Raw genomic sequence first — 20,438 nt, 5'->3', positions numbered from 1 at the left:
ATCTGTTATAAGGCCCGCATGGCGCAGTCACTGACCCGGGCAAGCTTCGAGCTTCACCAGATCGAACCGATCCTGTCTTGGGCGGGCACATCCGGCGTGGATGTCGACGGCTTACTGCATCGGCTGGGCATTAATCCGGATCGGCGCACCAACGAGCCCGGCACTCAGATCGACCTCGTGGACTATTATCGCATCCAGCGCGAAATTGCCCGCTCCTTCGACGATCTGACCGCGCAACTGTCAGAACGAAAGCTGCTCTACCAGACCGGCACATTCGTCGTGACCCAGATTCAGGCGGCCGCGACCCTGCAGGACGCAATCCGCAGCCTCGCCTCGCATTTCAACATGATGCATGGCGGGCGCTATAATTATGTCCGCCAGACCGCCTCGATGCTGGCGCTGGTGGTGGATGATTCGACCTTCCCCTATCGCTTCCGCGATGACCGGGCGCTGACGCACTTCGTCGGCGACGCCCTGCTGATCAAGACACATGCCCTGCTCGACAGCTTGACCGGCGGCGCAGCGGGCCGGGCCCTGAAACGCGTCAGCCTGCTGAGGAACCGTCATGATTCCGGCAATGGCCAGCTGCAATTCTGGCAGGTACCCATCGGCTACGGCCATGCTGCCTATGAGCTGATCTACGACATTGATATTGCCTGCGAGACGATCCCCTCCACACCGGAGGTCGACCTGACGGCAGACGGCATTTTCGCGCGCGTGATTCGTCACCTTGAAGCCATCGCCCCGTCTTTCGATGCGCGGTCCTTTGCGGTGCGCACGGCCGATCTGATCTCGGACGGATTTGAGACCCAACAGGCCGTCGCGCGGAATCTCGGGGTCAGCGTTGCAACCTTGCGCCGCCGCCTGAGCGAGGAAAACACCAGCTTCCGGGATATCCTTCAGGAAAGCCGCGCCGAGCGCGCCGGCCTGATGCTGGCCCAGGGCACAAGCGTGACGCAGGTCTCTGAATTTCTTGGCTATTCCGACGTGCGGGCCTTCAATCGCGCGTTCAAGAAAATGCGCGGTGTTTCGCCTGCCGCCTATGCCAGATCGAGCATGGAAATCGCCCAGGCCTGAGAGCTATGAGCGAAAATGTTCACTTGTGTTGAGCCCACATGTCATCGCCGAGACGCGCATGATCTGGATAACTCCCGTCAAATAGAGAGAATCCTCGGGAGGAAAAATTGGGAAATCACAAAATGAATACGCTGAGATTCGGTCTCGTGTCGGCGCTTGCGCTGACTGCGGGCCAGTATGCTGCGCAGGCACAGGACACGGATGAGGCTCCGGAAGAGGCCCGCACGCTGGGCCGGGTCACCGTTACCGCGCAGCGCCGCGAAGAAGACCTGATCGATGTGCCGCTGTCCGTGTCGGCCTTCAGTGCCGACCAGCTGGAAGCCACCGGCGCCGTCGACATCACCTCCATCCAGCGCTCGACCCCGAACGCCACGATCGAAGTGGCCCGCGGCTCAAGCTCCACGCTGATCGCCTTCATTCGCGGCGTCGGCCAGCAGGATCCGCTCTGGGGCTTCGAGCCCGGTGTCGGTCTCTATGTCGACGACGTTTACATCGCCCGTCCGCAAGGCGCGATCCTGGACATTTTCGACATTGAACGGATCGAAGTTCTGCGTGGTCCGCAAGGCACGCTCTACGGTCGCAACACGATTGGCGGCGCGATCAAATACGTCACCGCCGAGATGGATGACGAGCCGGACCTGAAAGCCAAGGTGAACGTCGGCTCCTACAGCCAGCTCGATACAATCGTGTCCGGCTCCGTGCCGCTGAGCGACACGTTCAAGGTCGGCGGCGCGATCGCCAACTATCAGCGCGACGGGTACGGTGAGAACCTGTTCACCGGCGCCGACCATTACAACAAGGACGTGCTGGCCTATCGGGTGAGTGCCGAATGGTCTCCGACGGACTCGCTGTTCTTCCGCCTCGCCTATGACAAGTCCGAAGACGATTCCAACGCCAAGCACGGCCATCGCCTGATCCCGAGTGCCGACGGCACCCTGCCGGTCACGGACAATGTGTATGACACGCGCGCCGGGGTGGGTGACGACAACTCGGTCGAAACCGAAGGCTACTCCTTCACGGGTGAGTGGGACGTCAACAATGAGGTCACGCTGAAATCCATCACGGCCTATCGCGAAGGCGCGACGGTCACGCCAATCGACTTCGATGCCCTGCCAAATCCGGATTTCGACGTTCCGGCCTACTATAATGACGACCAGTTCAGCCAGGAATTCCAGCTGCTGTATAATGGCGACCGCCTGTCCGGTGTCGCCGGTGTCTACTATCTCGACGGCAGCGCAGATGGCGCCTTCGACCTGTTGCTCAGCGCCCTCGGCGTGACGGTCTACCAGGCCGGCAAGCAGGACAAGGAAAACTTCTCCGTCTATGGAGACTTCACCTATGATGTGACGGACCAGTGGAGCGTGTCTCTCGGCGGGCGCTTCACCCAGGATGAGACTACGGCAGATGTGACGCGTGAACTCTGGTTGGGACTCGGCTCAGGCTCGTTCGATCCGACAAACAGCAGCTCTGTCTTTCTTGCGACCCAGACCGGCTATGAAGGCCTGAACCGCAAGGACGAGGAATTCACGCCGCGTGTTTCGGTCTCCTACAAGCCAACGGATGACTTGAATCTCTACGCCACCTTCGCGCAGGGCTTCAAGGCGGGCGGCTTCGATCCGCGCGCCCGCGCCGACCTCGACCCGCTCGGCCTGTCCGAAGAAGGCTTCGGTCCGGAAAAGGTCGACAGCTATGAACTGGGCATCAAGGGCAGCTTCTTTGATGATCGCCTGCAGCTGAACACCGCCGTATTCTTTGCGGAGTATACGGATCAACAGATTACGGTTCAGAGCGGTGCAGATTCCGACAATGACGGCGTCAACGACACGTTCGTCTCCTCAGTCTTCAATGCCGGCTCGTCGGAATATACCGGCCTCGAACTTGAGGGCAGCTGGTTCATCAATGACGAGTTCACCCTGATGGGGAATCTCGGCTACATCGACGCCGAGATCCAGGAAATCCTGTCGGCCGGCACCAATATCGCCGACCAGTTCGTCACCCAGAACACGCCGGAACTGCAGGGCCAGCTCTCGCTGAACTATATGCGCGATTTCGGGCCGGAGTTTGGCGCGATCTCGATCACGGGCTCGGCCTCCTATCGGGATGCCTATTATCTGTTCAATGTGGAGAACAATGGCTTCGCACCCGGCACGAACGCCTTGTTCCCGGATGGTGGCCCGGCGCTGGACCCGGATTCCTATACGCTGCTGGACCTCAGCTTCGTCTGGACGTCGCCGTCCGAACGTCTGCGTTTCGGCATCCACGGCCGGAACCTGACGGACGAGGAATATCGCGTGGCGGCGTACAACTTCGTGACGCCGAGCCAGCTTGGCTTCGACAGTGCGTACTCGACCTTCTACGGCCCGCCGCGCACGCTGACCGCCTCAATCTCGGTCGACTTCTAGTCAACCGAGCGGGCCGGCGAATCTGACCTCCGTGGTTCGCCGGCCCGTCCCTCCCTTGACCTCGCAGACCCTGGGAGCCCCTTCGGCGCCCCTTGAAGGACAGCCATGACGCAAATTACGGCGGCTCCGCCCTCCCCGACCTCACAAAACACTTCCCGTGCCTATGTGCTGGGCCTGCTGACACTGGTCTATACGTTCAACCATATCGACCGGCAGATACTCCTGATCCTGATCGAACCGATCAAGGCCGAGCTGAATATTTCCGATGGGCAAATCGGCCTGTTGACCGGTTTTGTCTTTGCCGCCTTCTACGCCACCTTCGGCATACCGATTGCCATGTGGGCCGACCGGGGCAACAGGCGCAACATCCTCGCTATCTCTCTCTCCCTTTGGTCAGGCATGACGGCCCTGTCGGGCTTTGCCCTGAACTATTGGCAATTGCTCATCGCCCGCATGGGCGTGGGCGTCGGGGAGGCAGGCGGCACGCCGCCGGCGACCTCGATCATCTCCGATCTCTACGCCCCCAAGGAGCGCGCATTCGCCCTGGGCATCTACACCGCCGGAATTGGTCTGGGGGTGCTCGCAGGCTTCGTGATCGGCGGATATGTCTACAAATATTTCGGCTGGCGCGCTGCCTTCTTCGTGGCCGGCATTCCCGGCCTCATCCTGGCGGGCATTGTCAGGCTGACCATTCGTGAGCCTAAACGCGGCGCCATCGAACAACGCAGTGATGACGGGCAGGCCTCCAGCTTCGGCGAAACGCTGCGCTTCATCGGGGGGCAGACCTCCTTCCTGTGGTTGCTGGCCGGTTGCTGCCTGATCTGCATCTCTGCCAATGCCTTTCTGGCCTGGACGCCCAGCCATCTGCAACGCACCTATAATGTCGGACCGAGCGATATTGCCATCCCCCTTGGCCTGCTCATTGGCGGCGTGGGCAGTGCCGGCGCCATTCTGCTCGGGCGCGCCTGTGACCGGCTGTCCGCGCACAACCTCGCCTGGCGTCCCTGGATGATCGCCGTCTGCGCCGCGATCGCCCTGCCCTTTGCCTGGATGTTCCTGCAGGCTGACACGCTGAACATGGCCTATGCCTGGAATGTGGTGCCCGCCTTCATCGGACTGATCTATGCCAGTATCGCCTACACGGCATCGCAGGAACTCGTCGGCCTGCGGATGCGGGCCTTCGCTTCGGCGTTCATGCTGTTCTGCCTGACGCTGATCGGCATCGGGGGCGGTCCCAGCATTGTCGGCTATCTCAGTGAATACTTCGCAGCGCAGGGCAATGAGGCGCCGCTCAAATCGGCGCTGGAAATCATGCTGGGTTTCAATGCGTTAAGCGTGGTGTTCCTCGGAATGGCCGGCCTGACCTATGCCCGCGATGCCAAGCGCGCGGCGGAGGCGGTATGACAGAGGCGGCCTCCCTTTCCCCTGCTGTGCTCGCCACCAAGCGCAACATAGTCTGGACCTCGCATGACGGGCTGAAACTGTACGCCGCCGATTATGGCCCGCAGGACAGCCAGGTAACGGTGCTGTGCATGCATGGCCTGACGCGGAACCACAAGGATTTCGAGCCCATGATCCAAGGGCTCGGCATGAACATGCGGTTCGTCTCCGTCGATGTGCGCGGGCGCGGAAAATCTGATCGCGATCCGAGTGGCAAATCCTATGCCCCGCCAGTCTATGTGCAGGACATGGCCGGTCTGATCGCGCACCTGAACCTGGACGAGCTGATCCTGGTCGGCACCTCGATGGGCGGGCTGATGGCCATGCTGATGGCCAAGGCCTTCCCGGACAAGATCAAGGGCATCATCATCAATGATGTGGGGCCGGAAGTGAATCCGGCGGGCCTGAAACGCATCGCCGGCTATGCTGGCGGCAATGAGACTTTCGACAGCTGGGGGGACGCCGCAGCGGCGATTGGACGGACACAGGCAGGTGTCTATCCGGACTATGGCGAGGAGGCCTGGATGGAGTTCGCCCGGCGCACCTGCGTCGAGCGGGATGATGGCAAGATCGGGTTCGACTATGATCCGGTGATCGTGCAGGGCATGGGCAGCACTTCGCCAGGATGGCGGGTCAATTTCGCCATGTGGCGGGTGTTTTCGGCCTTGAAAGCCATCCCTCTCCTCATCATTCGCGGGGAGACGTCCGATATCCTCACCGAGAAGACGGCCAAGCGGATGCTCAGGCGGCACAAGACCAGCAAATTGCTGACGGTTCCGGATCGGGGCCATACGCCCTTCCTCGACGAGCCGGTCTCGCTGCACGCCATTGGCAAATTCCTGACCAAGTTGTCCCAACCAACAAGCTGAGGCGCCGCGCTTAAGTTCCGCTGCGCTGGCCGCCGCTCGGCGTCGCCGTGCGCCCGCTCGCGCGCCAATCTGCCAGGAGCCGCTCATAGGCGGACACGTCACTCGCGACCCGTCCGGCTACGGAAAACCGGAAGCTGATGCTTTCCATGTCCTGCGAGGAATTGAGGATGGCCATGAGTTCGGCGCTCGACACCGCCGAGAGATAGTCCTCAAGGGTCAGCACACGGGCCGCCCGGGCCCGTGCGAGCGCCAGGGGCGTATGCACTTCATGTCGCTGCAGGGGCCAATAAGGGTCAATCAGGTGTCGGCGTGTGCGTTGCCGGGCGCGGTCGCGCAACAAGGAGGTGATGTCGGTTTTAGGAAGCGCTGCGAATGCCGTCACGTCGGCCCACGCCCGGCGCACGCTGTCCGGCAGGCAAACTTCCACAGGGCTGACCAGCAAGCCCGCCCGTCGCGCGGCCTGCCCTGCCGATTCCTTGGCGGTCCAGTAGGACAGCGGCCCCGCCAGCAACATGCCAATGGTGGCAGGGGCGAGCCAGGCTGCATAGATCGGCGAAATGGCGATGGCGGCCATCATCAGCACGGCGCCCAGCAAGGTAGCCGGAAGATTGTGGCGCAAGGTGGCGAGGAAACTGTAGCCGCCCTGCGCGCGCTCTTGCGGCGACCAGCCACTGTCCTTTCCGCGAAACACATTGATCACGGCGCCGGTCTGCGTCGCCATCAGGATTGGCGCGATCAACACCGACAGCAGCGTCTCCGACACCCCGCCAAGAATGGTCTTGCCAACGCCGACACTCTGACGCCATTCACGCGAGACGAGACCGAAAATGAGGCCATAGAGTTTCGGCGCGAACAAGAGTCCCATCGTGACAAAGAACAGCGTCAGCGCGCGCTCGGAGTCAATCACAGGCCAGGTCGGAAACAAGGACGCCTCATCCCCGAAATAGCTGGGCAGCATGAAACTGTTCTGTAGCGACAGCAGCATGCCGAGCGTGATGAAGATCAGCCAGAGCGGTGAGGCCAGATAAGAGAAGATGCCCGTGATAAGGTGGAAGCGATTGGTCCAGCTCAGCCCGCCCGTCTTCAGCAGGACAGCCATGTGCTGCATGTTGCCCTGGCACCAGCGGCGGTCGCGCTTGACCAGTTCAATGATGGTCGGCGGACCCTGCTCATAGGATCCGCCAATCTCCGGACGGATTTCGACGTTCCAGCCGGCGCGCCGCAGGAAGGCCGCTTCGACGAAATCATGGCTCAGGATCGAGCCGCCGAACGGCGCCTTGCCCGGCATTTCCGGCAAGCCGGCCGCTTCAGCGAGGGCGGAAATCCGTATGATCGCATTGTGACCCCAGAAATTCCCTTCATTCTGGGCCCACCACGCCATGCCGCCACCGAGGATCGGGCCATAGAGCGCGGAGGCGAATTGCTGGCAGCGCGCCAACAGGGTGCGCCCGCCCACGAGTTGCGGAATGGTCTGGATGAGGGCGGTGTGCGGCGCGCGTTCCATCTCCTGAACAAGATGCACGATCGTGTCGCGCTCCATGTAGCTGTCGGCATCGAACACGATCATGTGGTCGTACCGCCCGCCCCAGCGCATGACGAAGTCGCGAATGTTTCCGGACTTGCGATGATGATTGATCGTGCGGCGGCGATAGCGGACCGGCACATTGTGCCCGACCGTCTTCAACAGCTCCGTATACGCCGCCTCTTCCGCCAGCGCGATTTCCGGGTCTGTCGTGTCACTCAGAATGAAGCATTCATAAATACCCGGCGCATCTTCCAGCATTTTTGCTGTCGCTGACACCGTCGCAAAGACATGCTCGACGGCTTCATTGTAGATTGGAAAGGCGAGGACCGTACGGACATTGCGGACGCAGACCGGATCTTCGGATGTCTTGGGCGGGCGTCGCAGCACCGTCGACAGGAACCCGACCGTCGCATTGACGAAAGCAAAGCAGATCCAGCTGATATTGATCGCAAAGACGACGAGCAGAACCCATTCGAGCAACGTCATTTCCGACACCGCCAGAACTTCGTACATTTCGCGCGTGGTCCACACCGTCAGCAGGACAGACCCGCCCAGCATGAACAGCTTGCGCCAGAGATGGGATGTCCTCGCCGCACGAGCGCGTGTGATCCTCGATTGGAAAGGCTGGTTCGGCATGGTCAACGGGAATTCCGTCGGGCGGGGGCGAAGGTCGGTCATTTGGCACTCCAGCGATACAACCATGTTTCGGTCAATGGACGCCCGCCCCGCACGAGTACTGCCCTCAGCTCCGCCATGCTCGCGCCTTCAGGCTGGAGCTCGAAACTGAGACGATAGGCATCGCCGGAAGGATGCCGGCGCAGCACAGGATTCACGATCTTCCCCGCTGAAGATGTGATTTCCAGCTCCGCATTCTCGAAGACTTTCTCCGCCGCGCCCTCATAATCGAGCACGAACATCTGGGTCTTGTCGCCCGGCTTTCGGCCAGCCCGCGTTTCCGAGACGGCGACGACTTCCGCCATCACGCCCGGCTTCAGCCCCCAGCCCATCGTATAGGAAATCGTGTTCGCTCCACCAGCCCGCCATCCTTCCCTGGGGCGCCAGAAGACAGCGATATTGTCATTGTATTCGTTCACGGTCGGGATCTCGACCAACAGCAGCTGGCCCTGCCCCCAGTCGCCATGTGGCTCAACCCAGACATCCGGCCTCTGTTCGTATTCGGCCTCTACGTCAGAATAATCGTCGAACTGACGATGGCGCTGTACAAGGCCAAAGCCTTTCGGCTGCGAGCCGGCGAGCACGGACACTTCCAAGTCTGCCGGGTTCTGGAGCGGACGCCACACCCATTCGCCATTGGCCATGTGAATGGCGAGCCCCTCGGAATCATGCACCGCCGGGCGGTAGTCATCGCCCCGCTTGATCACGTCATGCGGCGAGAAATAATACATCGACGTCAGGGGCGAGAGCCCGACGCCCTGAATGTCTTTCCTCGGATAGAAAGTCGCTTCGACCTCAATCTGGGTTCTTGGCCCGGGCGATATGTTGAACGCAAAGGCGCCGGTGACGCTCGCACTGTCCATGAGCGCATAGATGGTTACCGCCTGCGACGGGGAACGGGGCCGGGCGATCCAGAATTCGCGAAAGGCGGGGAATTCCTCGCCATCGGCCGAGGCGGTGCCAATCCCCAGCCCCCGCGCCGAGGCGCCATAGACATTTCCCGCCCCCAGCGCGCGAAAGAAGCTCGCGCCCTTGAAGCTCAGGACCTCATCGAACTTTCCGGCCTGGTTTATCGGCGCGAGCAGGCGCAGCCCGGCAAAACCGAGCTTTGCCTTCGTCGCGTCCGAGAGCGGCAAATCCTTGAAATCGAAAGCGGGGGCAGAATAGGCGCGCGGCGTGACCGTGTCGCCATCGACGAGGTTGATCCTTACCTCATGATCGAACAAATAGCCCCGTGGATCGAACAGGACCCGCACGGGGCCTGCATCCTGTGGCCAGCCCATATCATCGGTTGCGGGCAGGATACGCCGATACTGGTCGTAATTCAGGTTCCTGGCATCTTCCGGGAGCGTCGGAGACGGCTCATACGGCGCTGCGGCCAGACGCCGGGCGCGCTCACGCACTTCGGGCAGCCCGAACCCTGCCGGGTCAATGCCCGTGTCTTCGGCCGAGGGCGGCACGAGGACCGTCTCTGGCTCAGGCTGGACGCGTTCAAGATTATAAATGGACGAAGGGGCGGGCTCAGCAATTACCTCGCTGGTCTCACCGGACGTGTTCTCCTGAGCCACCGTCGCTGGGGCTGGATCGACAATGGGGGATGAGGCGGTGTCCTCAGACGGGGAACAGGCCGCAACCGCCATCACCAGCGTGAGGGCGAGAAAGGATTCCACCCGACAGAAAGCATGCCTGTCCAAAACTCACCTCTTCGCCTGCCAGCTCGATCCATGATCCCCAACATGGATGTTGCAGCGCAACACATTCCGATACGAACGAATGTGTGAGCCTGCGAATGGTTGCAATCTGGTCCGCATGATCGCGGATTGGGCGGATGCTGGGCGGCCCTGTCAGTCTGTCCAGGGGCGCTTGATCCTAATCAAGTTGGCGCTTCAAATCCTTCATCACACCGGAAAAATCGAGGCCGCCATGGCCCCTAGTATCCAGATCCTGATAGATTTTTTCTGCCATCTCCCCCAGCGTGACTTCTGCGCCTGCAACCTTCGCGGCAGCGGCGGCCAGATGAAGATCTTTTAACATCATCGCGACCGCAAACCCCGGTTGATAATCACGGTTCGACGGGGCCGCAGGCACTGGTCCCGGTGCCGGGCAATAGCTGGTCATGCTCCAGCACTGGCCGGAGGCGGTCGAGGAAATATCGAAGAAGGTCTGCGCATCGAGGCCCAGCTTTTCCGCGAGATTGAAGGCTTCGCACGTGCCGATCATGGAGATGCCCAGCAGCATGTTATTGGCAATCTTGGCCGCTTGGCCGTTCCCGCTGCCGCCCGCATGGAAGATGTTCTTACCCATTGCGTCAAGGATCGGCCTGGCCTTTGCAAAGGCTTCCTCCGGGCCGCCCACCATGAAGGTCAGCGTGCCGGCATCTGCCGCCGCCGTGCCGCCGGACACGGGCGCATCCGCCATCACGAAGCCTGCCGCGTCGGCCTTGGACGCCGCTTCGCGGGCATCCTCTACCGCAATGGTCGAGCAATCGAGGAAGAGCGCCCCTTTGGCTGCATGGGCCGCCACGCCGTCCTCGCCGAAATAAACCGCCAGGACATGCTTACCCGCAGGCAGCATGGTGACCACGATTTCGGCGTCCTTCACCGCATCCGCGATTGTGGTCGCAGCATTTGCCCCGTGGCCTTCGGCGGCCTTCACCGCCTCGGCATTGAGGTCGAAGGCACGGACCTCATGGCCCGCCTTGCAGAGATTGGCACACATGCCCGAGCCCATGTTTCCGAGCCCGATAAATGCGATCTTTGTCATGCGATACTCCCTTGTCCCCGTGCTCTTGCGGCGCGGTGTTTATGCACTCCGGTGCAGGCTTATTTGTCTTTGAAGTCCGGCGCGCGTTTCTCTGTGAAGGCGGCCATGCCTTCCTTCTGGTCTGCGGTTCCGAACAGACCCTGAAACAGGCGGCGTTCGAACTTCACGCCTTCTACGGTCGAGACTTCCAGCGCACGGCCGACCATTTCCTTGGCCGCCATGATGGACGGGATGGAATAGCCGGCGATTTCTTTCGCCGCCGCCATCGCCGTGTCCATCAGCGTATCATGCTCGACGACGCGGGAGACGAGCCCGATCCGGTCAGCTTCGGCGGCATCAATCATCCGGCCAGTCAGCACCATGTCCATGGCTTTCGCCTTGCCGACGGCCTTTGTCAGGCGGATCGAGCCACCCATGCCGGGCGTGACGCCCAGCTTGATTTCCGGCTGGCCGAACTTGGCCTTGTCAGAGGCGATAATCATGTCGCACATCATGGCCAGTTCACAGCCGCCGCCGAGGGCGAAGCCATTGACCGCCGCGATTACCGGCTTGCGACAGGCCGCGAAACGATCCCACAAGCCGAAGAAGTCCTCGACATACATGTCGGAGAAGCTTTGCGGCTGCATCTCCTTGATGTCGGCGCCGGCGGCAAAGGCGCGGCCCTCGCCGGTCAGCACGGTGACGGCAATATCCTTGTCGCGGTCGATACGCGCGAACACATCTGCCACTTCCGCCATGACCTCCTGGTTCAGCGCATTCAGGCTGTCGGGCCGGTTGATCGTGACCAGCGCAATGCGGTCAGAATGTTCAAAAGTGATTGTGTCGTAAGTGCTCATCATTCAATCCAATCAGAAGCAGTAGGTTTCAGCTCGCATTCCATTCGGTGCGCTATCTGTTTAGGTGTTGGCGTATCGGCATACTCGCCCCGCAGGAAATGGGTACAAACACATTCCTCGGAAGGTTTCAGCCATAGCCCGCCGCCCTTTGCGCAACTATCGCGCTCCATCCATCCCAGCACCCACACGGCAAAGCCAGCAACTGCAGCGATGATACCTAATCGGAGAACAAGCGAGGCGGCTTTTTTCAAATCTCTACCCCATCGTCGGAATGATAAAGGCCTGATCGCCAATATCACCTTCGGGCCAGCGCTGGGTGACCGTCTTGATCTTTGTCCAGAAGCGGACGCCTTCCGGGCCATGCTGGTTGGTATCGCCAAAGGCCGAGCGCTTCCAGCCCCCAAACGTGTGATACGAGACCGGCACCGGGATCGGCACGTTTACGCCGACCATGCCGACATTGACCTGGGCGGCAAACTCGCGCGCAGCGCGGCCATTGGAGGTAAAGATCGCGACGCCGTTGCCATACTGGTGATTGCTCGGCAGGGCGGCGGCCTCTTCCAGCGTCTCGGCGCGCACGACCTGCAGCACCGGACCGAAAATCTCTTCCTTGTAGGACTGCATCGTGGGCTTCACATTGTCGAACAGGTTCGGCCCGATGAAATAGCCATTCTCATTGCCCTGCAGCTTCAGGCCGCGACCGTCGAGCACGAGGTCTGCGCCTTCATCGACGCCCATCTGGATGTAGCTTTCGACCTTGGCCTTGTGCGCAGCCGAAACGACCGGGCCGTAATGCGCGTCCGCATCGGTCGAGATGCCGACCTTCAGATTGCGCGCAGCATCCACCATGCGCTCCACGAACTCGTCGCCCGTCTTCTTGCCGACTGTGACGGCCACCGGCAGCGCCATGCAGCGTTCGCCCGCCGAGCCATAGGCCGCACCGACAATGTCCTTTACCGCCTGCTCCATGTTGCAGTCGGGCATGATGATGCCGTGGTTCTTTGCCCCGCCCATGGCCTGGACGCGCTTGCCGTGTGCTGTGCCAGTCGAATAGACATATTGTGCGATGTCGGAGGATCCGACGAAGCTGACGGCTTTAACCTCCGGATGGGTCAGGATGGCATCGACAGCCACCTTGTCGCCATTGACCACGTTCAGCACGCCTTCCGGTGCGCCGGCTTCAAGCAGCAATTCGCCAAGCCGCATCGGCACCGACGGGTCTTTCTCCGACGGCTTCAGGATGAAAGTGTTGCCGCAGGCAATCGCCACGGCGGCCATCCAGCACGGGATCATGGCCGGGAAGTTGAATGGCGTGATACCGGCCACCACGCCCAAAGGCTGGCGCATGGAATAGACGTCGATGCCGGGGCCTGCGCCCTCGGTATACTCGCCCTTCTGCAAATGCGGGATGCCGCAGGCGAACTCGACCACATCAATGCCGCGCTGCACGTCGCCGCGCGAATCCGCAACCACTTTGCCATGCTCGGCCGACAACAATTCGGCCAGCTCATTGATATTGGCTTCCAGCAGGCGCTTGAATTCGAACATCACCCGCGCGCGGCGCTGGGGGTTCATCATGGACCAGGCCGGGAACGCCTCGGACGCATTCATGATGGCCTGTGAAACTTCATTACTGGTCGCCAGCGCGACGCGGGCCTGAACCTCACCAGTGTTGGGATTGTAGATGTCGCCGAACCGACCGGACGTGCCGGTGACAGACTTTCCGCCAATGAAGTGGTGCACTTCGCGCATGAGAAACTCCCTTTGATTTTGACGGGACCGTAGCGCGCGTATAAATTCCGGTAAATGGACAATATCGCAGCTACGAGCTGCAAAATCGCAGGCAACAAGTAATGAACTGGGACGATCTCCGCCTTCTGCTCGATGTGAGCCGCCATCCGCGTCTCGCCGATGTGGCCACGCGCACGGGGCTGGACCCGACAACGATCAGTCGTCGCCTGAGACGGCTGGAGACCGAACTCGGCCTTGAACTGTTCGAGCGGACGCCCAAGGGCCATGTGCTGACGCCGGTCGGCCAAACCGTCGCCGACAAGGTAGAGGGGCTGGAGCATACCGCTTCAGAGATCGCTGCGCTGTCAGACAATGACGGCCCGCTCGCCGCAGGACGCGTCCGGCTCGGCGTGACAGAAGGACTCGGCAGTCTCCTGATTGCGCCCGCCATGGCGGACTTCGCCGCGCAGAACCCGCATATCGGGCTCGACATCATTGCCGTCTCCGGCTTTGTCAGCGTGCCCAAGCGCGAAGCGGACATGTCGATCATGCTGACACGGCCGAAGACGGGCCGCGTGAAGGTGCGCAAGATGTCGGACTATGTGCTGCAGATGTATGCGCATCCGGATTACCTCGCCCGCACACGCCCGGTCGAACAGGTAAGCGATCTCGGCGAGCATGATCTCATCGGCTATGTCGACGATCTCATCTACTCAACCCAGCTGCGCTATCACGAAGACATTGCCCCCGGCCTGACGCCGCGCTTCTGCAGCCCGTCCATCGTGGCGCAATGGCAAATGGCCCGCGAAGGTGCCGGGATTGCCGTGCTGCCCCACTTCATCGCGGCGGGCGACCCGAACCTCGTCCATGTGTTGCCAGAGGAGGTCCGCATCGACCGCGCCTTCTGGCTTGCCGTCCATGAGGACGTGCACGGAACAACACGCGTGCGCGCCGTCAGCAATTTTCTGGATGATCTGTTCGCCGCCTCAATCGAGCGGCTGACTGGCACCAGCTAGCCTATTCACCCTGCCCCGGCGCATTCGGGAAAGACAGGCGCTTGTAATGGTCGAGATCATGTGCGGGCGGCCCTGCACCCTCAGGCAGAGGCAAGCCGTTCACACTCTGCCAGTAGGCGATGGAGGCGTCACGCCACCAGATGGCTTCCTGATGCTGAATGCCGAGGAAAGCCGAGACCTGCGCGAACCGCTCGGCATCAATCTCGTTCTCCAGGCTCGCCCATTGCGCCTGCATCGCCTCCACCGCGCTGACGCCTCGGTCATAGCGGTTCACGAGTTCCTGCCAGAGCGTCTGGCCGTTTGAGAGCTGGTAGTCCCACGGCACGCGATGGAACCAGAGCAGCAATTCATCCGGCACTGTGTCGAGGCTCGCCCATTCCTGCGCCAACGGCCCGGCATACTGGTCGACCGCGCCAGAGCCGCTTTCGGTCCGGTCAAAGCCGACCGCATCCTTTGTGGCCTTGTGATAATGATATGGGGTCCAGTCTGCCCGTCCGAGATCATCGACCCAGGGGGCCGGGCCATAATGATGGCCGGTTCCCATCAGGTGGGTGAGGCCAAACGGCGTCATATAGTTCACGACCGCTTCGCGTGAGCCCATCATCATGCCGGTAATGTCGTCGGCGACTTCCGGCGCGCGGCTGAGGGTCTGTTCCACCCAGTCGCGGGCGATGGCCTCAGAGGAGGCGTCCGGATCCCAGGCAAGCCGCCCGAAGGCGTACCAGTTCGCCTGGTCGAACACCGAGCCCGACCAGTTCCGGTCGCTGCCGATATTGGCAACGCCTGCCATGCCGGTAAGCTCGTACTCATGCGCAGCGCCGTCGATCACCGAGGCAACGCTTGTGCCCTCACCCTTGGCGTGCGTATCGGCCGACAACACTTCTTCCCAGAGCGTGCCCAGATAAGCGAGATGGGTGGAGAAGCCGAGATATTCCTTGGTGATCTGGAGTTCCATCATCAACGGCGTTTCCGGCATCGCGCCGAACAGTGGATGGAAGGGCTCGCGCGGCTGGAAGTCCAGCGGACCATTCTTGACCTGCACCAGAACATTGTCTGCAAACTGACCATCCAGAGGCACGAATTCGGTATAGGCCTGCTTCACGCGGTCTTCGGGCTCTTCGGCCGAGTAGACAAAGGCGCGCCACATCACGATGCCGTCATGCGGGGCAAGCGCGGTGGCCAGCATGTTCGCGCCTTCGGCATGGCTGCGCTCATAATCCTGTGGGCCGGGCTGGCCTTCGGAGTTCGCTTTCACGAGGAAGCCGCCGAAATCCGGCACATGGGTGTAGATCTCATCCACCTTGGCCTGCCACCAGGCCTGCACTTCGGCGGCGCGCGGATCGGCTGTGTCGAGGCCGCCCAGTTCCATCGGTGCAGAGAAGCGCGCGGTCAGATAGACCTTGATCCCATAGGGCCGGAAAATGTCTGCGAGGGCTGCGACCTTCTCAAGGTATGGCGCGGTCAGCACAGTCGCGTCAGCGTTCACATTGGTCAGCGACACCCCATTGATGCCAATGGACGCATTGGCGCGGGCATAGTCTGTATATTTCGGATCGAGATAGTCTGGCAGCCGGTGCCAGTCCCAGATCGACTGACCCGCATAACCCCGCTCGACATGGCGATCCAGATTGTCCCAATGATTGAGCAGGCGCAGCTTGGTCTTGGGACGTGAAATGACGTCGATATCCGAGAGCGCCTCCCCGCGCGACATGCGCTGGAGATAGTCGAACGTGCCATAGAGGACGCCAACGTCGGATTGCGCGGCGATCAGCGTCACGCGCTTACCGTTCAGTTTCGTTGCCCGCAGGGCGAAGCCCTCGGCTCCAACGGTTTCAGTGGTTGGCAGGTCCGCCTCATCAATCGCGTCGGCGCAGTCCGCACTGGCCAGCACGAGCGTCCGGCTGCGCAGCCTGTCCGTGGATTGGAGGGAATTTCCCAGCAGGGACTCCGTGGCCCGGTCGATTTCCTCAAGCGCGGCCTGAAGCGTCTCCGACGGCTCGGCGCAGGCGGCCATCACATGGCGCGGCACGTCGTCGGGCCGGGTCTCAAGCTGTTCATACCGAAGCCAGAGTTCGTAGCCATCCTCTGCGACAGCCGGCAACACGCCGAAACCAATTGAAACCGAAATGAACAGACTAGCGACGCGCTTCAGCTGATTCTTCACAACCCTTGACCCGTTTATATATCGGGAGGCGACGGCCATGCGGCCATCGCCCCCGAATGTTTGCGTTATCATTACCTAACGCGACAGGCAGCATGTGTCACCGCCCCTCTTTTCAGAGGGGCAGCACCAGATCAGGGAGCGTCGTTCATCACCTCGCTCATATCATCAAACCCTGCGGCCACTTTCGGCTTCACCGAGCGGCCAATCACGCTGACAAGATAGGCTGCGAGGCCTGACAGCAGGAAGCCGGGGATCATGGCATAGACGAGGGATTCGAGCGGCACCGCGCCGCCTTCGGTTGGCAGGATCGGAAGGTAGAGCCAGACCAGTACGGTCACCGCGCCGACAATCATGCCGGCGAGTGCGCCGTCACGCGTCAGGCCGCGCCAGAACAGGCTGAGCAGAATGATCGGACCAAATGCGGAGCCAAAGCCCGCCCAGGCATTCGACACGAGATCGAGGATATTGCTGTTCGGATTGAAGGCGAGCCCAATCGCAACAAGGCTGACCACAACTGTCGCGATCCGACCAATCATGACCAATTCCGACTGGGAAGCCTCGCGCCGGAAGAAGGTCTTGTAGACGTCTTCGGTGATCGAGCTTGAAGACACGAGCAGCTGCGAGGAAATCGTGCTCATGATCGCGGCGAGAATGGCCGCCAGCAGGAAACCGGCAATCAGCGGATGGAAGATGATCTGCGACAGCAGGATGAAGATGGCTTCAGAATCCGTCAGCTGGGCGCTGAGCTCATGTTGCTGGACATATGCCACGCCGACCGCGCCGACGAACACGGCGCCGATAACAGTCACGAGCATCCAGCTCATGCCGATGAAGCGGGCGGTCTTGATATCCTTGAGTGACCGGATGGCCATGAAGCGCACGATGATGTGCGGCTGGCCGAAATAACCGAGGCCCCAGGCCAGCAGGGAGATGAGACCGAGCACGGTCATACCCTCTGGCCACATGTCGAAGAACTGGTTGCGCGACGGCCCGGCCGCCCCGCTGTCGGCATTCACATAGGCCGGCGCATCCATGATGGCGCTTTCCATGCCGCTCCAGCCCCCGACCACGAAAAACGCGATCACGGGCACAAGAATGAGTGCGATGAACATGATGCAGCCCTGCACGAAGTCCGTCAGGCTGACGGCAAGGAAGCCGCCGATCACTGTATAGGCGAGGACAACACCTGCCGTGACGAACAGGCCAAGCTGGTAGTTCAGGCCAAAGGCCGACTCGAACAGCTTGCCGCCCGCGACGATGCCGGACGAGGTATAGACGGTGAAGAACACGATGATCACGAGCGCGGAAATCGTGCGCAGAGCATGGCTGGTATCGTGAAAGCGGTTCTCGAAGAAATCCGGAATGGTGATCGAGTCATCGGCCATTTCAGTATAGATGCGCAGACGCGGCGCGACGAACCGATAGTTGAGATAGGCGCCGACCGTCAGGCCAACTGCGATCCAGGCGGCCGAAAAGCCGCTGACATAAATGGCACCCGGCAGGCCCATCAGCATCCAGCCACTCATGTCGGACGCGCCGGCAGAGAGAGCGCCGACCGCCGGGTGGAGATTACGTCCGCCCAGCATGTATTCGGATACGTCGCTCGTGGACTCCTTGTAGGCATATAGTCCGATGGCCATCATCAGGACGAAATACGCCCCGAGAGAAATCATTTCGGGAACGCTGATTGTCATATGTGTCTCGCTGTCCTCGTATAGTACGGAAAAGCGCGCCCCCCGTGGCCGCGCATCAGATGTTCGTTTCTAGGGCCGCGTTTGCCCGTTGCCATGTACCAGATATTTGAAACTGGTCAGTTGCTCCAACCCCACTGGTCCACGCGCATGCATCTTGCCGGTCGCAATGCCGATCTCTGCGCCCATGCCGAACTCTCCCCCATCGGAGAATTGGGTCGAGGCATTGTGCATGACGACCGCGCTGTCGATGGACGTCATGAAGCGCCGCGCCGCTTCCTGGTCTTCTGTCAGGATGGCGTCTGTATGGCCCGAAGAGTGCTCGCTGACAAAGCTGATGGCCTCATCCAGCCCGTCCACGACTTTGACTGACGCAATCGTATCGAGATATTCCGTCGACCAATCTTCCTCGGTCGCTTCGGCCAGGCTGGGCTCTATGGCGCGCGCTTCGGCATCGCCGCGCAGCTCGCAGCCTTCCATGATCTTCACCAGTCGGGGAATGACGGCATCAGCAATGGCGCGGTCCACCACGATACTCTCGGTCGCGCCGCAAACACCGGTGCGGCGCAGCTTGGCGTTGCGGACCACGTCGAGTGCCTTATCGATATCCGCATCGGCGTGGATGTAGCTGTGGCAGTTGCCGTCGAGATGGAGCAGCGTCGGCACCTTGGCTTCGTCGCGCACCAGTTCGACCAGGCCGCGCCCGCCGCGCGGAATAACGAGGTCGACATAGTCGACAGCATGCAGCAGGGCGGTCACGGCGTTCCGGTCAGTGGTCTCAACAGTCTGAACGGCCCCTTTTGGCAAACCAGCGGCTTCGAGCCCGGTCTGCATGCAGGCCACAATCTCGCGCGTTGAATTCTTGCTCTCCGAGCCGCCGCGCAGGATCACGGCATTGCCGGATTTGAGGCACAGTGCGCTGGCATCGGCGCCGACATTCGGACGGGATTCATAGATCATCCCGATTACGCCAATCGGCACGGCGACGCGCTCAATGGTCAGGCCATTCGGGCGCTCAGTGGTCGAGAGCAACCGTCCGACAGGGTCCGGCAGCTCGGCAATCTGTTCCAGGGCGCTCGCCATCGCCTCGACGCGGTCGTCGGTGAGACGCAGCCGGTCGATGAATGATTCCGGCCGGCTGTCGCCGACGCTGTCGACATCTTCCTTGTTGGCGGCAAGCAGGTCCGCTTTTGCCTCGCGCAATGCCTTGGCGGATGCGCGCAGGGCGTCATTCTTCTGCTTTGTCGTTGCCGTCAGCAAGGCCTTGGCAGCGTCGCGGGCGTTCTGGCCGAGGCCGGAAATGTATGCGTTCAAACGGGAATCCAATGTGGTCACGTTTCATCCTTCATGGTTCGTGTTCGGGTGCCTAGCGCAGCTCGATTGCGCGCTTGTAGGCCGCCTCGGTGGTGGCTTTCAGGAGATCCGACAGTTTGCCGTCTCCGTTCAGGGCCTTAAGGCCCGCTTCGGTCGTGCCATTCTTGCTGGTCACGGAATTGCGGAGATTTTCCGGAGTGTCGCCGGTTTCGAGGATCATGCGGATGGAGCCATCCAGCGTGCCGAGCACAAGGTCGCTTGCCTGTTCGTCACTGAAGCCGAGTTCCTTGGCCGCCTCAATATAGGCGCGAGCAATCTCGAAGACATAACCTGGCCCGCTCCCCGCCACGGCCGTTACCCGGTCGATCTGGTCTTCATCATCGACCCAGACGGCCGTGCCTGCGGCCTGCATCAGCGTCTCGACGGCGCCCTTATGGTCGGCGTTTGCGTCCTCACTGGCATAGAGGCCGGCAACCCCGGCCCCGATGGCGGATGGCAGATTCGGCATGATCCGGATGATCGGGTAGCCCGGCAAGGTCGCCTGGAGGCGTTTCACCGAACATCCGGCGGCAATGGACGCGACAGCCCCATCCTGATTGAGCGCGTCCTTATAGGCAGGCAGGATCTCGTCCACCATCTGCGGCTTGATCGCGACAATCAGCAGATCGAACTTTTCGTCTCCAAGTGCGTTGATGTCCTTGAACAACCGGGCCCCTTCCATTGGCTGGTCAAGAAAAGGGTCGACAATGGTGAATTCACCTTCCGTCGCGCGCATCCACTGCGTCAGCAAGGCGCCGCCCATCTTTCCACATCCAACGAGAAGTACCTTCATACCTTAATGTTCCTTTGTCCGCTTGTTCCGCGAGATAATGATATTTGTTTAGAATTCAAACAATCCATTACAGATACTCAAGGTTCCAGCCTATGCCACAATC

General features: G+C 61.1%; 15 protein-coding genes. 5 read left to right on the top strand and 10 right to left on the bottom strand.

What is annotated here, in order from left to right:
- Positions 1-18: 18 nt before the first annotated feature.
- From V7660_RS16820 to V7660_RS16805, 4 genes are all read left to right on the top strand, one after another.
- Positions 19-1,077 (top strand): helix-turn-helix transcriptional regulator, encoded by a 1,059-nt coding sequence (locus tag V7660_RS16820; protein WP_335604212.1) that lies wholly within the window; start codon positions 19-21, stop codon positions 1,075-1,077.
- Between the two features lie 122 nt (positions 1,078-1,199).
- Positions 1,200-3,479, top strand: a complete 2,280-nt coding sequence (locus V7660_RS16815; protein WP_335604211.1) for a TonB-dependent receptor — start codon at positions 1,200-1,202, stop codon at positions 3,477-3,479.
- A 105-nt stretch (positions 3,480-3,584) separates the two neighbouring features.
- Complete coding sequence (locus tag V7660_RS16810) at positions 3,585-4,883, top strand: spinster family MFS transporter (protein WP_335604210.1); 1,299 nt, start codon at positions 3,585-3,587, stop codon at positions 4,881-4,883.
- Positions 4,880-5,788, top strand: coding sequence for an alpha/beta fold hydrolase (locus V7660_RS16805; RefSeq protein WP_335604209.1), 909 nt, complete (start codon positions 4,880-4,882; stop codon positions 5,786-5,788). The genes V7660_RS16810 and V7660_RS16805 overlap by 4 nt, the downstream gene beginning before the upstream one ends.
- A 10-nt stretch (positions 5,789-5,798) precedes the next feature.
- Here V7660_RS16805 and mdoH read toward each other — a convergent pair whose 3' ends face one another.
- The 6 genes from mdoH to V7660_RS16775 form a co-directional block, all read right to left on the bottom strand.
- A complete protein-coding gene (gene mdoH, locus V7660_RS16800) occupies positions 5,799-7,991 on the bottom strand; it encodes a glucans biosynthesis glucosyltransferase MdoH (RefSeq protein ID WP_335604208.1) in 2,193 nt (730 codons plus the stop codon).
- A complete protein-coding gene (locus tag V7660_RS16795; protein ID WP_335604207.1) occupies positions 7,988-9,658 on the bottom strand; it encodes a glucan biosynthesis protein in 1,671 nt (556 codons plus the stop codon). The genes mdoH and V7660_RS16795 overlap by 4 nt, the downstream gene beginning before the upstream one ends.
- 199 nt (positions 9,659-9,857) lie before the next feature.
- Positions 9,858-10,751: a 3-hydroxyisobutyrate dehydrogenase gene (gene mmsB, locus V7660_RS16790; RefSeq protein WP_335604206.1), complete on the bottom strand. Its 894-nt coding sequence runs from the start codon at positions 10,749-10,751 to the stop codon at positions 9,858-9,860.
- A 59-nt stretch (positions 10,752-10,810) separates the two neighbouring features.
- Complete coding sequence (locus tag V7660_RS16785) at positions 10,811-11,587, bottom strand: enoyl-CoA hydratase-related protein (protein WP_335604205.1); 777 nt, start codon at positions 11,585-11,587, stop codon at positions 10,811-10,813.
- Entirely contained in the window at positions 11,587-11,838 is a 252-nt protein-coding gene (locus V7660_RS16780; RefSeq protein WP_335604204.1) for a hypothetical protein, read from the bottom strand. The genes V7660_RS16785 and V7660_RS16780 overlap by 1 nt, the downstream gene beginning before the upstream one ends.
- 4 nt (positions 11,839-11,842) lie before the next feature.
- Complete coding sequence (locus tag V7660_RS16775) at positions 11,843-13,339, bottom strand: CoA-acylating methylmalonate-semialdehyde dehydrogenase (RefSeq protein WP_335604203.1); 1,497 nt, start codon at positions 13,337-13,339, stop codon at positions 11,843-11,845.
- Positions 13,340-13,440: 101 nt separating this feature from the next.
- Between V7660_RS16775 and V7660_RS16770 the strand changes: the two genes are divergently transcribed.
- Positions 13,441-14,334: a LysR family transcriptional regulator gene (locus V7660_RS16770; RefSeq protein WP_335604202.1), complete on the top strand. Its 894-nt coding sequence runs from the start codon at positions 13,441-13,443 to the stop codon at positions 14,332-14,334.
- Between the two features lies 1 nt (position 14,335).
- On the opposite strand, the gene V7660_RS16765 is transcribed toward V7660_RS16770, so the two are convergent.
- The 4 genes from V7660_RS16765 to proC form a co-directional block, all read right to left on the bottom strand.
- Positions 14,336-16,537, bottom strand: a complete 2,202-nt coding sequence (locus V7660_RS16765; protein WP_442910062.1) for an alpha-glucuronidase family glycosyl hydrolase — start codon at positions 16,535-16,537, stop codon at positions 14,336-14,338.
- A 92-nt stretch (positions 16,538-16,629) separates the two neighbouring features.
- On the bottom strand, positions 16,630-18,192 hold the full coding sequence (putP, locus tag V7660_RS16760) for a sodium/proline symporter PutP (RefSeq protein WP_335604200.1): 1,563 nt from the start codon (positions 18,190-18,192) through the stop codon (positions 16,630-16,632).
- Positions 18,193-18,261: 69 nt separating this feature from the next.
- Positions 18,262-19,515: a glutamate-5-semialdehyde dehydrogenase gene (locus V7660_RS16755; RefSeq protein ID WP_442910061.1), complete on the bottom strand. Its 1,254-nt coding sequence runs from the start codon at positions 19,513-19,515 to the stop codon at positions 18,262-18,264.
- A 40-nt stretch (positions 19,516-19,555) separates the two neighbouring features.
- Positions 19,556-20,335 carry a pyrroline-5-carboxylate reductase gene (gene proC / locus V7660_RS16750; protein ID WP_335604198.1) on the bottom strand — a complete coding sequence of 260 codons (780 nt, stop codon included), beginning with the start codon at positions 20,333-20,335 and terminating at the stop codon, positions 19,556-19,558.
- Positions 20,336-20,438: the final 103 nt, after the last annotated feature.

Source organism: Hyphomonas sp. (genome assembly GCF_036964145.1).
Lineage (GTDB): Bacteria > Pseudomonadota > Alphaproteobacteria > Caulobacterales > Hyphomonadaceae > Hyphomonas.
The sequence above is the reverse complement of the archived record's forward strand: the minus strand, read 5'-3'. Positions and strand labels throughout refer to the sequence as shown.

Excerpts from the sequence above, each read along its gene's own strand:
- V7660_RS16770 (WP_335604202.1), top strand. The coding sequence starts at position 13,441 with ATGAACTGGGACGATCTCCGCCTTCTGCTCGATGTGAGCCGCCATCCG.
- V7660_RS16810 (WP_335604210.1), top strand. The coding sequence starts at position 3,585 with ATGACGCAAATTACGGCGGCTCCGCCCTCCCCGACCTCACAAAACACT.
- V7660_RS16815 (WP_335604211.1), top strand. The coding sequence starts at position 1,200 with ATGAATACGCTGAGATTCGGTCTCGTGTCGGCGCTTGCGCTGACTGCG.
- V7660_RS16805 (WP_335604209.1), top strand. The coding sequence starts at position 4,880 with ATGACAGAGGCGGCCTCCCTTTCCCCTGCTGTGCTCGCCACCAAGCGC.
- V7660_RS16820 (WP_335604212.1), top strand. The coding sequence starts at position 19 with ATGGCGCAGTCACTGACCCGGGCAAGCTTCGAGCTTCACCAGATCGAA.
- V7660_RS16785 (WP_335604205.1), bottom strand. The coding sequence starts at position 11,587 with ATGAGCACTTACGACACAATCACTTTTGAACATTCTGACCGCATTGCG.
- mmsB (WP_335604206.1), bottom strand. The coding sequence starts at position 10,751 with ATGACAAAGATCGCATTTATCGGGCTCGGAAACATGGGCTCGGGCATG.
- V7660_RS16775 (WP_335604203.1), bottom strand. The coding sequence starts at position 13,339 with ATGCGCGAAGTGCACCACTTCATTGGCGGAAAGTCTGTCACCGGCACG.
- V7660_RS16765 (WP_442910062.1), bottom strand. The coding sequence starts at position 16,537 with ATGGCCGTCGCCTCCCGATATATAAACGGGTCAAGGGTTGTGAAGAAT.
- mdoH (WP_335604208.1), bottom strand. The coding sequence starts at position 7,991 with ATGACCGACCTTCGCCCCCGCCCGACGGAATTCCCGTTGACCATGCCG.
- proC (WP_335604198.1), bottom strand. The coding sequence starts at position 20,335 with ATGAAGGTACTTCTCGTTGGATGTGGAAAGATGGGCGGCGCCTTGCTG.
- putP (WP_335604200.1), bottom strand. The coding sequence starts at position 18,192 with ATGACAATCAGCGTTCCCGAAATGATTTCTCTCGGGGCGTATTTCGTC.